Here is a 15,194-nt window from a genome sequence, read left to right as displayed (position 1 = left end):
GCACCAAAAAGGTGCATCGCAACGTGGCGATTGCACCCGCTTCGGTCATCAAGTGTTACTTCGCTGTTGGTTTCAGCGAATTATTTGGCCAGGCTCACACCGTAGAAGGGCGTCAGGCCAAATGGACTGAGCTTGAAATCCTGAACCTCTTTGCGCATTGGCTGAAACACTTTGGAATTGGCGATGGGTGTAATCGGCACGTCGTTTTTCAGAATGTTCTGCGCCTGCTGGTACAGCTTGATCCGCTCGTCCTTGTTGCTGGTCAGCTTGGCCTGGGTGACCAGCTTGTCGTAGGCAGGGTTGCACCACTTGGCGTAGTTGCTGCCCTTCACCGCGCCACAGCTGTACAGCACGCCCAGCCAGTTGTCGGGGTCACCGTTGTCACCGGTCCAGCCGTAGATCATCACGTCATGCTCGCCAGCCTTGGCGCGCTTGATGTACTCGCCCCATTCGTAGCTCACGATGTTGGCCTTGATACCGATTTTTGCCCAGTCCGACTGAATCATCTGCGCCGACATGCGCGCGTTGGGGTTGGACGCACGCTGCACGGTCATCGCCCATAGGTTGATCTGCGTGCCTGGCGCAACGCCTGCTTCCTTGAGCAACTGCTTTGCTTTTTCAGGATCGTGGGGTGCGTCCTTGATGTTCGGGTCAAAGCTCCACTGCGCCGGTGGCAGAGCGTTTTGTGCCAGTTGGCCTGCGCCCTGGTAAACCGCTTTGATGATGGCCGGCTTGTCGATGGCCATGTCCAGCGCCTGACGCACCTTCAGTTGATCGAGCGGCGGATGGGTCACGTTGTAGGCCAGAAAACCCAGGTTGAAACCGGCCTGGCTCAGCACCTTGAGGTTCGGGTCTTTCTGCGCTTCTTCGATGTCCTGAGGGCGCGGATACCCGCTGATCTGGCATTCCCCGGTCTTGAGCTTCTGCAAGCGGGTGGCGGCATCGGTGTTGATCGAGAAAATCAGGTTGTCGAGCTTCACGTCCTCCGGCTTCCAGTATTCCTTGTTGCCGACGTAACGGATCTGCGCGTCTTTCTGGTAACGCTTGAACACGAATGGGCCTGTACCGATCGGCTTCAGGTTGATGTCGCCGGCCTTGCCTTGTTTGATCAGTTGCGCCGCGTATTCAGCCGACTGAATCGAGGCAAAGCTCATCGCCAGGTTCTGGATGAAGGCGGCATCGATGTTGTTCAGCTGAAAACGAACGGTCTGATCGTTGACCTTTTCGACCTGCTTGATGGTGGTGTTCATGCCCATGTCGGTGAAGTACGGCGACTCCGACGGGTACGCCTTGCGGAACGGGTCATCTGCGTTCAGGAGGCGGTTGAAGGTGAACAGCACGTCATCGGCGTTGAAGTCGCGGGTGGGTTTGAAATAGTCCGTGGTGTGGAATTTCACCCCGGGCCGTAAATGAAAGGTGTAGGTCAAGCCGTCGTCGGACACTTCCCATTTGGTAGCCAGCCCCGGCTCGACATCGGTGCCGCCGCGCTTGAACTGGGTGAGGCGGTTGAAGACTGTTTCTGCTGACGCATCGAACTCGGTGCCGCTGGTGTACTGACTGGGATCGAAGCCGGCAGGGCTGGCTTCCGAGCAATAGACAAGGGTGCTGGCCGCCTGCACCGAGGGAACGCACAGCGCCATTGCGGCTGCCAGGAGCAGGGGTTTGAAGGTTGTGTCCATGTGAACCTCATTAAGTGCGGCACTCATGCCTGAATTCATCGACGGGATGATAGACCGCCAAGAATGCCGCACGGCTCACTTGGGCAACAAGCCACGGAAATTCATAAGCTTATTACTTGATGAATGTTTGCAGCTCTTTCCACCATGATGTGTTGGCAACCAGCTTCATGAACGCCTGCTCCAGATAGCCCTGAAAGTCTGAAGGCTGCGGGGCCTTGCTGTTGAATACGTAATCCAGATAACTCTGACTTTGCTTGATGAAGGTGTTCTGGATGGCGCGGAGTTCGTCGATCGCCGCTTGTTGGGTCTTGTCCAGCTCGCTCTTCGATTCACTGCGCGCTACTTCCGCCGGATTGCTGCCCGCCCATGCCGTGACAATCGGGTACTGCCACTCGCTGTCGGCGGGGTGGCAAAAGAACGCCGACGCAATGGCTACCGGATCGGCGCCAGGTTTTCCTGCCCAGTGATCAACCATGGCCTGCGCGACCTGGCGCACGGCTTCGGTAGCGAGCAGCGCTGCCAGGTCGTGAAGAGGGTGTTCGGCATGGTCCTTGGAAAGTTGCGAGTGGCTCGGTTCAAGAGTCGGATCGACATTCGGATCGCTGCCCAGCAGGGTTTGCGCGTCGTCGACGCTATTGCCGATCCAGGTCAGAACACCTTGCGCCGCGCTGTTGTAGGCGTTCAAGAGAATGCCCGCCGGGGTGTTGATCAGCCAGCGATAGAACTTGAGAGTGTCTACGCCCATTTTCTTCGCAAGCGTCACCAGGCCGTCCCTGGCCGTGAGTAGCGCGTCGAATGCCTTGAAATAGTCCTGATCAGGATGTTCGCTCAGCAACACCAGCATCACTTTATCCCGGTCCGAGCGATAACCCGGCTGGGTGAGCTCGAACTCAAGCTCTTGGGTGGAGAAGAGGATTTTGCCCAGCGGCCCCGCCAGGCTAGCCACCACGTCGGTGGCCCCAAACGTGCCCGTGACCAAAGGCAGATTCCATTTGACGTGAACCGGCGTTGTCCAGGGCAGAACCCTGACATGCCCCGCCTTGATCAGGCTCAGTTCTGCAAAGTTTGAATGGGCGAACAGGTCTTCGAGCACATGCAGCGCGGCGCCGAAGCTGCGCAGCCCGTCGAGGGAGCGGCCTTTGCTCATGGCAAGACGCAGTTCTTGCTCCATGTAGCTCACCGCGTTGCCGATGTAGCGCTTCATCGACGTGGCTCGGTCCGCACCAAGGGTTGGATCGCCGGGTAGCACCCAGGCTTCAAAGTCGGGGTCACGCACCTTCGGGTCCGGGAAAGGCGGATCAGTGACCAGCGGATTGTCGATGTGCTCCGTCGGTCGATAAACGCCGAGCTTTTCGGGCGTAACCTTCATTTCGTTGGGGTAGCGCATCCGCAGATCGACGAATTTTTTAGCGGCCAGCACATCCACGAGGTTGCTCCAGCTTGCGCGCGAGAGCGCCGCGGGAAACTCCTTTGGCATGTCTGCTGCGCGGGTGATCTTGGGGTCGACGACCTGGGAGTAATCCCGCAGCCAGTTGCCGAAGTACACGGCGTCTATCTCTACTCGACTGAAATTGAAATCCCTCAGAACCCATTCGATTGTCTGGTGGGTGCTGCCTTTGGAGTCAGTGCCCGCTTCGAAGGCTTCCCGATCGGCATGGCTGTGGGATGGCTCGAAGCGCAGATCGGTCGAGGCCAGATAATCGCGAATGGCTTCGCAGGCTTTGTCCCACGAAATCGCGTACTGACGTTCGGTGGAGGCAACCTCGGAATACGTGGCAAAGGTCAGTTCGTGCTGCGCCGGACGAGTAGCTTCGGTTATCCACAAGGTGAACAGATGGCCCTCTTCGAATGGCGCGTCGGTCGCCACGGGTGCGTTCTCGTCGATCAGCTCACGGCGCAGGACATTGTCGATGTGGTGGCCGAATTCGTGGAGCAGTGCGGTGAGCAGCCACCAGTAGTGCTGTGGGTGGGCAGTGGTGCGGACGAAGAATCCCCAATCGACGCGGATGACACGCTCGCGGTTGTCGTAGTCCGCCTCGAAGCCCAGCTCCCATGTGAGGAGAACCTCAGGATTTTTCACTTCGCCGGCCAGCAGTTTGTCCTGCAGTTTTGTATAGATGTGCGGCGAGATGTCATCGCCAAAGACGTTGCTCATTTCCTGGGCAAAGGCCTCAGGCGTGTGTGTGCCGGCCACCTGGGTCAGCAGGTCCAGCGCGAAGCTACTGCGTAACGTGCGGGTGGTCATGTCGACCGGAATAACGGGTTGAGCTTGAAAAGGCATGACTGGATTCTTCCTTGAATCATTAGCTGCGCACGGTCACGCCCCATAGGAGGAGGCGGCCGTCATTGCGCGTTTAGGTTGGGTACTGCCGGGGACGATTCTATGTATTTCAGGCGATGTGAAAATCGGCCGAATCACCCGGGGACGTAGGAGATAAGGGGCGCGCGGATGTGGAAGGGGCCACGGGATAGCGGGATAAAGGCAGGGCCGGGGGAGGGAAAAGGCGGCAACCCTTGGCTGCCGCCGTGTGCATCAAGGAATGGCGACTTCGATGACACCGTCTGCCGCGACGCTGACCTGACTGGTGCCGGCCTCGACATCCGGCGTCGGCGCTGCGTCGGCACGAGCGGCCTTCATCATCATGACCGGTGCTCGCAGGTAGGGCTGCGGGAAACCGGAGGTGTTCAGGTTCAGGTTGACCACCTTGTAGCCAGTGCCGCCCAGTGCGTCAGTTACCAGTTTGGCGCGGGCGCGGAAGGCCGTCACAGCGTCCTTGAGCAGCGCGTCTTCGCTGGTCTTGCGCGCAGGGTTGGAGATCGAGAAGTCCATGCCGCCCATCTTCATGTCGCCGCCCAGCAGGTCGCCGGTCAGTTTGGACAGGGCAGCGAAGTCGGCGCTTTCCAGTCGCAGTTCGGCGTGCTCGCGCCAGCCGGTGATCTTCTGGCCTTTGTCGTCGTAGATCGGGTAGCTGTTGCGGCTGCCCTGACGAATGTTGATGTCCTTGACCTGACGCGCTTCACCCAAGGCCTTGTTCAGGGTTTCAGTGACGCCGGCCGCCAGTTTGGCCGGGTCGGTGTTTTGGGATTCGGTGTAGAGGGTGACGGTCATCAGGTCGCGCTGCACTTCCTGGCTGACCTCGGCGCGGACCGAAACCTGGTTGTAGTGAACGTCGTCGGCGAGGGCAGGGGTGCTGGCCAGCGCGAGTGGGCCAAGGGTGAACAATGTGGCAGTAGGGCGAAGGCTGAACATAAAAACTCCTTGTTTGGCGAACCGTCCTGAGGCGCATTGCAAGCCCCCGGCGGACGGATGCCCATGAGACTATGAACCCGGAGGCTTGTTCCTGCGCCGTCACACACCCGTCAGATGGATGTGGCGCTTTGACGCACTTTGACGGCAACTGTTGTCGCATTGGTTATACTCGCTCCGATTCGCCTGGAGCGCTCATCAGGAGAGCTCATGCTCGCCCCCTTGCAACTGCTTTCCGCCACCCGTCAGAACCTCTGGCGCCTGACGTTCATCCGCATTCTGGTGCTGGGTGCACAGGCGGGCTCGGTGGGGTTCGCCTATCTCTTCGATCTGCTGCCGCTGCCCTGGCTGCAGCTGGACATCACCCTCGGTTTTTCGGCGATCGTTTGCCTGCTGACGGCCATTCGCCTGCGCACCTCGTGGCCGGTGACCGAACTCGAATACGCGGTGCAATTGGCGTTCGACCTGTTTATCCACAGCGCGCTGCTGTATTTCTCCGGCGGCTCGACCAACCCGTTCGTTTCTTATTATCTGGTGCCGCTGACCATCGCTGCGGTGACCCTGCCGTGGCGTTATTCACTGATCCTGTCGGGCATCGCGCTGGCGCTGTACACGCTGATGCTGGCCAAGTTCTTTCCCCTGGATGCCTTTGTGGCGCGCGAGAACATGCAGATCTACGGCATGTGGCTGAGTTTTGCGCTGGCGGCTGGTGTGATCACCTTCTTCGCCGCGCGCATGGCCGAAGAGCTGCGTCGTCAGGAACACATGCGAGCCTTGCGCCGCGAAGAAGGCGCCCGCGATCAGCAACTGCTGGCGGTGGCGACCGAAGCAGCCGGCGCCGCCCATGAACTCGGCACGCCGCTGGCCACCATGAGCGTGCTGCTCAAGGAAATGCAGCAGGACCACAAGGACCCCGCGCTGCAGGAAGACCTCTCGGTGCTGCAGGATCAGGTCAAACTGTGCAAAGAGACGCTGCAGCAACTGGTTCGCGCTGCTGAGGCGAATCGTCGGCTTTCAGTGCAGGAACAGACCGTCACCCACTGGCTCGATCAGGCGCTCAACCGCTGGCACCTGATGCGCCCGGAAGCCACCTACCGCTTTCAACGCCTGGGGCAGGGCGATGTGCCGATGCTGGCGCCGCCGCCGGATCTCACTCAGGCGCTGCTGAACCTGCTCAACAATGCCGCCGACGCCTGCGCCGAAGGGCTCGAGGTGAATCTGGACTGGACCGCCACTGAAATCCGCATCAGCATCCGCGATCATGGCGCCGGTGTACCACTGGCCATCGCCGAGCAGATCGGCAAACCCTTTTTTACCACCAAGGGCAAAGGCTTCGGCCTGGGCCTGTTCTTGAGTAAGGCCAGCGTGACCCGCGCGGGCGGCTCGGTGAAACTCTATCCTCACGAGGAAGGCGGCACGCTTACCGAGCTGCGCCTGCCCCGTGACGCACGAGGAGATGAAGCATGACTGACGAAATCCAGGTTGAAGGCGAAGAACTGCCGCACCTGCTGCTGGTGGACGACGACGCCACCTTCACTCGCGTGATGGCACGGGCCATGGCGCGCCGTGGCTTCCGCGTGAGCACCGCCGGTTCCGCCGACGAGGGCCTGGCCCTCGCGCAGCAGGATATTCCGGACTACGCCGCTGTCGATTTGAAAATGGAAGGCGACTCGGGGCTGGTGCTGTTGCCCAAGCTGCTGGAACTGGACCCGGAAATGCGCGTGCTGATCCTGACCGGTTATTCGAGCATCGCCACCGCAGTCGAAGCGATCAAGCGCGGCGCCTGCAACTACCTGTGCAAACCGGCCGATGCCGATGACGTGCTGGCAGCGCTGCTGTCTGAACATGCCGATCTGGACACGCTGGTGCCGGAAAACCCGATGTCGGTTGACCGTTTGCAGTGGGAGCACATTCAGCGCGTGCTGACCGAGCACGAAGGCAATATCTCGGCCACGGCGCGGGCGCTGGGCATGCATCGACGCACCTTGCAGCGCAAGTTGCAGAAGCGCCCGGTCCGTCGTTAAGCAGGGACTGCTTTTTAAAGATTTATTCATGGAAGATCGTCTGTGGCGTCTGGCACATTGGCGCCAACGCCTATAACTGCCCGCTGCCGAGCTTTTGCCATGAATTTTGATGTAGATGAATCCAGGGTCAATGACGCTGTGAACGGGAATTTCTTTTCCCGGGTCTGGAAGCTGGTGACGCCTTACTGGCGCAGTGAAGAAAAAGGCATGGCCTGGTTGCTGTTGATTGCAGTAATCGTGCTGTCGCTGTTCAGCGTGTTCATTTCGGTGTTGGTCAACAGCTGGTACCGAGACTTCTACAACGCGCTGCAGAATAAGGACCTGGGGGCCTTCACCCATCTCATCCTGTACTTCTGCGGCATTGCCGCCATCGCCATTCTCGGCGCGGTCTATCGCCTCTATCTGACCCAGATGCTGACCATCCGCTGGCGTCGCTGGTTGACCGAACAGCACTTCGCCAAATGGCTCGCGCACAAGAACTACTATCGGCTGGAGCAGGGCGGTTATACCGATAACCCTGACCAGCGTCTGTCCGAAGACCTCAATAACTTCACGTCCGACACCCTCAGCCTGAGCCTAGGCCTGCTGCGCACCGTGGTCAGTCTGGTGTCTTTCTCGGTGATTCTGTGGGGCGTGTCCGGCAGCATCGAGCTGTTTGGCATCACCATCCCCGGCTACATGTTCTGGGCCGCACTTCTTTATGCCGCGGTGGGCAGCTTGCTGACTCACCTGATCGGCAAACGCCTGATCTTGCTGAGCAACCAGCAACAGCGCTACGAAGCCGACATGCGTTTCTCGCTGGTGCGCGTTCGCGAGAACGCCGAAAGCATCGCCCTGTCCGATGGCGAGGCCAACGAGAATCAGCGCCTGAGCGCGCGATTCGGCATGGTCTGGAGCAACTTCTGGACGATCATGAAGGTGCAGAAGCGCCTGACGTTCTTCACCGCTGGTTACTCACAGATCGCGATCGTCTTCGCCTTTGTCGTGGCCGCACCCCGCTACTTCGCCGGCAAGATCGAACTGGGCGAGTTGATGCAAATCAACTCGGCGTTCGGCAACGTGCAGGAGAATTTCAGCTGGTTCATCGACGCGTACACCCAACTGGCATCGTGGCGTGCCACCTGTGATCGTCTGCTCAGCTTCCGTCAGGCCATGGACGAAAACGAAGCGCGCGTGCCGGCGATCAAGGTCAGTCATGAGAGCAACGCCTTGCAGCTTGAAGGCCTGGCGCTATCCCTCGTGGGCGGTCGCCAGCTCCTGAACAACGCCAATATCAGCATTGTAGCAGGCGAGAAGGTCATGCTCAGCGGGCGCTCTGGCAGTGGCAAAAGTACGCTGCTGCGGGCGATGGGCGGGTTGTGGAAAGAGGGCCATGGTGCGGTGAAATTACCGGCCAAACGCGCGTTTTTCCTGCCGCAAAAACCGTATCTGCCGATCGGCACGTTGCGGGAGGCGTTGAGTTACCCCCAGGCGCCCGAGGTTTATCCCGCCGAGCGCTTTGCCCAAGTGTTGGAAACCTGCCGCCTGGGTCATCTGATTCCGCGACTGGACGAGACCGAGCACTGGCAGCGCATGCTGTCGCCGGGTGAGCAACAACGCGTCGCGTTCGCCCGCGCCCTGCTGTTCGCGCCGGACTGGTTGTACCTGGATGAAGCCACATCAGCGATGGATGAAGAGGATGAAGCCGCGCTGTATCAGGCGCTGCTGGACGAATTGCCGGGCGTGACCTTGCTCAGCATCGGCCACCGCAGCAGCCTCAAGCGCTTCCATCGTCGTCACGTGCGCATTGACGGTGGCCAGTTGCACGAGCAGCCGCTCACCGAAACGGCACTTTGAGCGTAGAGTGCTGAAGCGATAAAGTGTCGTAAACCAGGCGCCTCGCCGGGGTTGTTGTGTGATCACACAACCCGGTGAGCTATCATCAGCGTTCAGCGTATTTAGAGATGCATGTTGGATATGGAAAATCAGAGCGCTCCGCCTCGCGCCCGCCGAAAGCACCGCAGTCTCGCGCAGGAATTGGTCACCGAACTCTCCGAGCGCATCCGCACCGGCGGACTCAAGCGCGGCGATAAGTTGCCCACCGAGTCAGCCATCATGGAAGAGCAGGGCGTCAGCCGTACCGTCGTACGCGAAGCCATTTCGCGCTTGCAGGCTTCCGGGCTGGTGGAAACCCGGCATGGCATCGGCACCTTTGTCCTCGACACGCCAAGCCCGAGCGGTTTCCGTATCGACCCAGCCACCATCGTCACCCTTCGTGACGTCCTGGCGATTCTCGAGCTGCGCATCAGTCTTGAGGTCGAGTCGGCCGGTCTGGCCGCTCAACGCCGATCCGCCGAACAACTGGCGGACATGCGCGCCGCCCTCGACGCTCTCAACGAAAGCGCGGCCCATGCCAGCGATGCCGTCGGCGCCGATTTCCAGTTCCACATGGCAATTGCCCTGTCGACCGGCAACCGCTACTTCACCGACATCATGAATCACCTGGGCACGAGCATCATTCCCCGTACCCGGCTGAACTCCGCGCGCCTCGCTCATGATGACAACCAGCATTACATGAGCCGCCTGAGCCGCGAGCATGAGGAAATCTACGACGCCATCGCGCGCCAGGACTCCGACGCCGCTCGCGCTGCCATGCGCCTGCACCTGACCAACAGCCGCGAACGACTGCGCCATGCCCATGAAGAGGCTGAATCGCAACGGGCTTGAGGCGGATTGTTTGAAAGGGCATGGCGCTGCCGCCGTGCCCTTTGAGGCGTTTGCGGGGATCGGTGATTCCGGCTTGGACCTTGGCTCGCTGATTCTGGCCGGAGGCCGTAGGAGTGAGCTTGCTCGCGATCGGCTGCGTAGCAGTCGTAAAGCTGAGGCTGCGGTTCTTTCCGACACGCCGCATTCACCGAATGCTGCCGCTTCGCGCCAGATCGAGAGCAAGCTCACTCCTACACGATCGAGTTCAGAGCCCAACTGCGCGGCGTCCATTCAGGCGATGGTCTGCGGTGATCACACCTTCGCCATACCGTCTGATCTAAAGAATCTCCACTCATCCTCCCCCGTCATAAATATTTCAAAACGCTATTGAGTGATCCTCTCCCCAGTTGTACGATGACTTACGACATCAGCGCAGGACTGGTGCTTCATCCACAAAAATAGCTCCCCAGGGTGTTCGAATAATGAATCCACAAGAACTGAAGTCCATCCTCTCTCACGGTCTGCTCTCCTTCCCGGTTACCGATTTCAATGCCCAGGGCGACTTCCACCGCGCTGGCTACATCAAGCGTCTGGAATGGCTCGCTCCGTACGGCGCCTCTGCGCTGTTCGCGGCAGGCGGCACAGGTGAGTTCTTCTCCCTGACCGGCGACGAATACTCCGAGATCATCAAGACTGCCGTCGACACCTGCGAAACCACAGTGCCAATTCTGGCTGGCGTCGGTGGTCCTACTCGCCAGGCGATTCAGATGGCTCAAGAAGCCGAGCGTCTGGGTGCCAAAGGCCTGCTGCTGTTGCCTCACTACCTGACCGAAGCCAGCCAGGACGGCGTTGCCCTCCACGTTGAAGCGGTCTGCAAGTCGGTCAAGATCGGCGTTGTCGTCTACAACCGTAACGTCTGCCGCCTGACGCCTGCGCTGCTGGAACAGCTGGCCGAGCGCTGCCCTAACCTGATCGGCTACAAAGATGGCCTGGGCGATATCGAACTGATGGTTTCGATCCGCCGTCGTCTGGGCGACCGCTTCTCGTACCTGGGTGGTCTGCCAACTGCAGAAGTCTACGCAGCGGCCTACAAGGCGCTGGGCGTGCCGGTTTACTCGTCGGCGGTGTTCAACTTCCTGCCGAAAATGGCCATGGACTTCTACCACGCCATCGCCAAAGACGATCACCAGACCGTCGGCAAGCTGATCGACGATTTCTTCCTGCCGTACCTGGACATCCGTAACCGCAAACACGGCTACGCAGTGAGCATCGTCAAGGCCGGCGCCAAGCTTGCCGGCTACGACGCAGGTCCGGTCCGCGCGCCGCTGACTGACCTGACGTCGGACGAAGTCGACATGCTGGCTGCACTGATGGACAAGCAGGGCAAGCAGTAACAGTCCCGTTCTCGCAGAACCGCTGAGCGATCAGCGGTTTTTTGCCCTCGGGGCTTCGCTAACAGACACCTGGCAGGACAGCTTCACATCGCATCTGTTTTAGGGGCAGGGGCGAGCAGCACACACACATAAGATCGTTTACCCGCACAAAAAAATAATTAGTGGGAGTTTCGAACATGCTGAAAACCAAGCCGACTCACGTCCGCTACTTGATCTTGCTCATGCTGTTTCTGGTGACCACGATCAACTACGCCGACCGTGCAACCATCGCCATCGCGGGCTCCAGCCTGCAAAAAAGCCTCGGCATCGACGCCGTCACCCTCGGTTTTATCTTCTCCGCATTTGGTTGGGCGTACGTCGCCGGCCAGATCCCCGGCGGCTGGCTTCTGGACCGCTACGGTTCCAAGAAAGTCTACGCAATGAGCATATTCACTTGGTCGCTGTTCACCGTGCTGCAAGGCTACGTCGGTGAATTCGGTCTCTCGACCGCCATCTTCCTGCTGTTCGCCCTGCGCTTCATGGTGGGCCTCGCCGAAGCACCGTCGTTTCCCGGCAACGCCCGTATCGTGGCGGCCTGGTTCCCGACGTCCGAGCGCGGCACGGCCTCGGCGATCTTTAACTCGGCGCAATACTTCGCCACCGTCCTGTTCGCCCCGATCATGGGCTGGATCGTTTACACCTTCGGCTGGCAGCACGTGTTCCTCGTGATGGGCAGCATCGGCATCCTGTTCTCGCTGATCTGGCTGAAAGTTATCCACAGCCCGCGCAACCACCCGAAAATCAACAAGGAAGAGTTCGATCACATCGCCAACAACGGCGGCATGGTCGACATGGATCAGGACAAGGGCAAAGGCTCGGCCAGCGGTCCGAAATGGGACTACGTGCGTCAGTTGCTGACCAACCGCATGATGCTGGGCATTTACCTGGCTCAATACTGCATCAACGGCATTACCTACTTCTTCCTGACCTGGTTCCCGGTGTACCTGGTTCAAGAACGCGGCATGACCATCCTGAAAGCGGGCTTCATCGCTTCACTGCCGGCCATCTGCGGGTTCATCGGCGGCGTACTCGGCGGGATCATCTCCGATTACCTGCTGCGCAAAGGCCACTCGCTGACCTTCGCACGCAAGGCGCCGATCATTGGCGGCTTGCTGCTGTCGACCTCGATCGTCACCTGCAACTACGTCGACATCGAGTGGGTCGTCGTGGGCTTCATGGCACTGGCCTTCTTCGGCAAGGGCGTGGGCGCACTGGGCTGGGCGGTCATGTCCGACGCATCGCCGAAACAAATCGCCGGTTTGAGCGGCGGTCTGTTCAACATGTTCGGTAACATCGCTTCCATCACCACCCCGATCGTCATCGGCTACATCATCAGCACCACCGGTTCGTTCAAATGGGCCCTGGTGTTCGTCGGCGCCAACGCGCTGGTGGCGGTGATCAGCTACATCTTCATCGTCGGTGAAATCAAACGCGTAGAACTCAAGGAAACCCCAACGAAGGGTGCCTTGCCGGCCAGTGAAGCCGAGCTTTCTCAAGCGAAACTCTGAGGAAAAACCGTGATGAACTTGATCCAACATGCCGACTCGCCGCGTTACATTCGCTTGCATGCGCTTGATAACGTCGTCGTCGTGGTCAATGACCAGGGCGTTCCGGCGGGGACTGAATTCGATAACGGTCTGGTGACCGTCGACAATGTGCCGCAGAGCCACAAGGTGAACACCGTGGACATCGCCGAAGGGGAGCCGATCATTCGTTACGGCCACACCATCGGCTATGCGCTGCAGCCGATCCCGAAGGGCAGTTGGGTCAAGGAAGATCAGCTGCGCATGCCGTCGGCGCCGGCGCTGGACAGCCTGCCGATGTCTGATGCCGTGCCGGTCAGGGGGGAGCCGCTGGAAGGCTTTACCTTCGAGGGTTACCGCAACGCCGACGGCACCGTCGGCACGCGCAATATCCTGGGCATCACGACGACGGTGCAGTGCGTTACCGGGGTTCTGGATTTCGCCGTCAAGCGCATCCGCGAAGAACTGCTGCCCAAGTACCCGAACGTCGATGACGTGGTGGCGCTGACCCACAGTTACGGCTGCGGCGTCGCCATCACCGCCAAGGACGCGTACATCCCGATCCGCACCGTGCGCAATCTGGCGCGCAACCCGAACCTGGGGGGCGAGGCGCTGGTGATCAGCCTGGGCTGCGAGAAGTTGCAGGCCGATCAGGTCATGCACAGCGACGACGCCTCGGTTGATCTGAGCGAGCCCTGGCTGTATCGCCTGCAGGACTCCAAACACGGCTTCAACGAAATGATCGAGCAGATCATGGAATTGGCCGAGACGCGTTTGAAGAAGCTCGACCAGCGTCGTCGCGAAACCGTGCCGGCGTCGGAATTGATTCTGGGCATGCAGTGCGGCGGCAGCGATGCGTTTTCCGGCATCACCGCCAACCCCGCGCTGGGTTATGCCTCGGACCTGCTGCTGCGCGCGGGCGCTACCGTGATGTTTTCGGAAGTGACCGAAGTGCGTGACGCGATCTACCTGCTGACCTCCCGTGCCGAAAACATGGAAGTCGCTGAAGGCCTGGTTCGTGAAATGGACTGGTATGACCGTTATCTGGCCAAGGGCGAAGCGGACCGCAGCGCCAACACCACGCCGGGGAACAAGAAGGGCGGGCTGTCGAACATCGTCGAGAAGTCCCTAGGGTCGATCGTCAAATCCGGCAGCAGCGCGATCAACGGGGTGCTTGGCCCTGGCGAGCGTGTGACGCGCAAAGGCCTGATCTTCTGCGCGACGCCGGCAAGCGATTTTGTCTGCGGGACGCTGCAACTGGCAGCAGGGATGAACCTGCACGTGTTCACCACAGGACGTGGCACGCCGTATGGTCTGGCGATGTCACCGGTGGTGAAAGTGTCGACCCGCACGGAGCTGGCGCAGCGCTGGCCGGACCTGATCGACGTTGATGCAGGGCGCATTGCAACCGGGCGCGCCAGCATCGAGGACTTGGGATGGGAGCTTTTTCACTTCTACCTCGACGTCGCCAGCGGCAAGAAGACGACCTGGACCGAGAAGTATCGTCTGCACAACGACATCACCCTGTTCAACCCGGCGCCGATTACCTGAGCCGGAATTCAGCCCTTTACCAGCCGGGCTTGTTAGTCCGGCTGGTGCATGGTCATGTGGGAATGGTCGTGTCGCCACAGGTTTCTGCGCCGTACTCAGCCCCCTGTGGGAGCGAGCTCGCGAATACGTCACTTCAACCGCTGAAGATTTAGCGGCTGTACCGACCCCTTCGTGAGCAAGCTCACTCCCACAGGATGGTGGACTGCCTTGAAATTTCGGCCAGTTCGTTGGACTTGTGGGAGCGAGCTTGCTCGCGAATACGTCACTTCAACCGCTGAAGATTTAGCGGCTGTACCGACCCCTTCGTGAGCAAGCTCACTCCCACAGGATGGTGGACTGACTTGAAATTTCGGCCAGTTCGTTGGACTTGTGGGAGTGAGCTTGCTCGCGAAGACGTCACTTTTGCCGCTGAAGATTTAGCGGTTGTGCCGACCCCTTCGTGAGCAAGCTCACTCCCACAATTCAATCATGTCGCCAGAAAATTCTGCACCGTTCTCATTCACCGGTGGGCGCCGCACCGGTCGGTTAGTTTTGTGAAACCCCCTGACATCTCAGTTCAACGGCCCGTCACCAACGCTCCCTTCTCTTCACCCGCCTCAGGCTCCGGCTCCGGGAACGCCTCGGTGTGATCAAACTCCACGCCTTCGCCCATCGCTTTGTACTTCTTGCGCAGCGCGTGCAATTCCTTCTGGTCGAGGTTATCCAGGCTGAGCACGGCGTTCTGCGCGTCTTTGGTCACGCGCAGCAGCTCGTCGATCTTGATATGCATCTCATCGGTGTCGCGGTTCTGGGTGTTCTGAATCAGAAAAACCATCAGGAAGGTGATGATGGTGGTGGACGTGTTGATGATCAGCTGCCAAGTGTCGTTGTAGTGGAAGAATGGCCCGGTCACGGCCCACACACAGATCAGCGCAATCGCCACGAGGAAGGTTCGTGGGCTGCCGGACCACTGCGACAAGGCCTGCGCGAACTTCGAGAATTTCATTAACGGGTTTCCTTAGTTAACCAAAAGAGTTACCCAAGGGACCGCGCTGCGTCTTTGAAATTTCTTA

At 59.7% G+C, this 15,194-nt stretch carries 12 protein-coding genes; 8 read left to right on the top strand and 4 right to left on the bottom strand.

The window, feature by feature from the left end; genetic code table 11:
- Positions 1–80: 80 nt before the first annotated feature.
- The 3 genes from QWI20_RS05500 to QWI20_RS05490 all read right to left on the bottom strand — a co-directional run bounded on the left by QWI20_RS05500 (position 81) and on the right by QWI20_RS05490 (position 4,929).
- Positions 81–1,679: an ABC transporter substrate-binding protein gene (locus tag QWI20_RS05500; RefSeq protein ID WP_369304550.1), complete on the bottom strand. Its 1,599-nt coding sequence runs from the start codon at positions 1,677–1,679 to the stop codon at positions 81–83.
- A 112-nt stretch (positions 1,680–1,791) separates the two neighbouring features.
- Positions 1,792–3,960 (bottom strand): HET-C-related protein, encoded by a 2,169-nt coding sequence (locus QWI20_RS05495; protein WP_369304549.1) that lies wholly within the window; start codon positions 3,958–3,960, stop codon positions 1,792–1,794.
- Positions 3,961–4,212: 252 nt separating this feature from the next.
- Entirely contained in the window at positions 4,213–4,929 is a 717-nt protein-coding gene (locus QWI20_RS05490; protein WP_369304548.1) for an SIMPL domain-containing protein, read from the bottom strand.
- A gap of 207 nt (positions 4,930–5,136) precedes the next feature.
- Between QWI20_RS05490 and QWI20_RS05485 the strand changes: the two genes are divergently transcribed.
- The 8 genes from QWI20_RS05485 to garD all read left to right on the top strand — a co-directional run bounded on the left by QWI20_RS05485 (position 5,137) and on the right by garD (position 14,142).
- The gene (locus tag QWI20_RS05485; protein ID WP_346625629.1) at positions 5,137–6,393 is read left to right on the top strand and encodes an ATP-binding protein; all 1,257 of its coding nucleotides are present in this window, start codon (positions 5,137–5,139) and stop codon (positions 6,391–6,393) included.
- Positions 6,390–6,950 (top strand): response regulator transcription factor, encoded by a 561-nt coding sequence (locus QWI20_RS05480; protein WP_065990162.1) that lies wholly within the window; start codon positions 6,390–6,392, stop codon positions 6,948–6,950. Before QWI20_RS05485 ends, QWI20_RS05480 begins: the two co-directional genes overlap by 4 nt.
- Before the next feature lie 99 nt (positions 6,951–7,049).
- On the top strand, positions 7,050–8,786 hold the full coding sequence (locus QWI20_RS05475) for an ABC transporter ATP-binding protein/permease (RefSeq protein WP_369304547.1): 1,737 nt from the start codon (positions 7,050–7,052) through the stop codon (positions 8,784–8,786).
- Between the two features lie 120 nt (positions 8,787–8,906).
- A complete protein-coding gene (locus tag QWI20_RS05470; RefSeq protein WP_133776307.1) occupies positions 8,907–9,656 on the top strand; it encodes a FadR/GntR family transcriptional regulator in 750 nt (249 codons plus the stop codon).
- Positions 9,628–10,026, top strand: coding sequence for a hypothetical protein (locus QWI20_RS05465; protein ID WP_369304545.1), 399 nt, complete (start codon positions 9,628–9,630; stop codon positions 10,024–10,026). Before QWI20_RS05470 ends, QWI20_RS05465 begins: the two co-directional genes overlap by 29 nt.
- Positions 10,027–10,117: 91 nt before the next feature.
- Positions 10,118–11,029: a 5-dehydro-4-deoxyglucarate dehydratase gene (gene kdgD / locus QWI20_RS05460; protein ID WP_369304544.1), complete on the top strand. Its 912-nt coding sequence runs from the start codon at positions 10,118–10,120 to the stop codon at positions 11,027–11,029.
- A gap of 176 nt (positions 11,030–11,205) precedes the next feature.
- Entirely contained in the window at positions 11,206–12,576 is a 1,371-nt protein-coding gene (locus QWI20_RS05455; protein ID WP_369304543.1) for an MFS transporter, read from the top strand.
- 12 nt (positions 12,577–12,588) lie between these two features.
- Positions 12,589–14,142 carry a galactarate dehydratase gene (gene garD, locus QWI20_RS05450; RefSeq protein WP_192170687.1) on the top strand — a complete coding sequence of 518 codons (1,554 nt, stop codon included), beginning with the start codon at positions 12,589–12,591 and terminating at the stop codon, positions 14,140–14,142.
- Positions 14,143–14,698: 556 nt separating this feature from the next.
- Here the strand turns inward: garD and QWI20_RS05445 are convergent.
- Positions 14,699–15,127 (bottom strand): low affinity iron permease family protein, encoded by a 429-nt coding sequence (locus QWI20_RS05445; RefSeq protein ID WP_369304542.1) that lies wholly within the window; start codon positions 15,125–15,127, stop codon positions 14,699–14,701.
- Positions 15,128–15,194 lie beyond the last annotated feature (67 nt).

Origin of the sequence: Pseudomonas sp. W2-17 (genome assembly GCF_041060445.1) — a bacterium.
Taxonomy (GTDB): Bacteria; Pseudomonadota; Gammaproteobacteria; order Pseudomonadales; family Pseudomonadaceae; genus Aquipseudomonas.
This window is presented reverse-complemented; position numbering and strand designations above follow the sequence as displayed.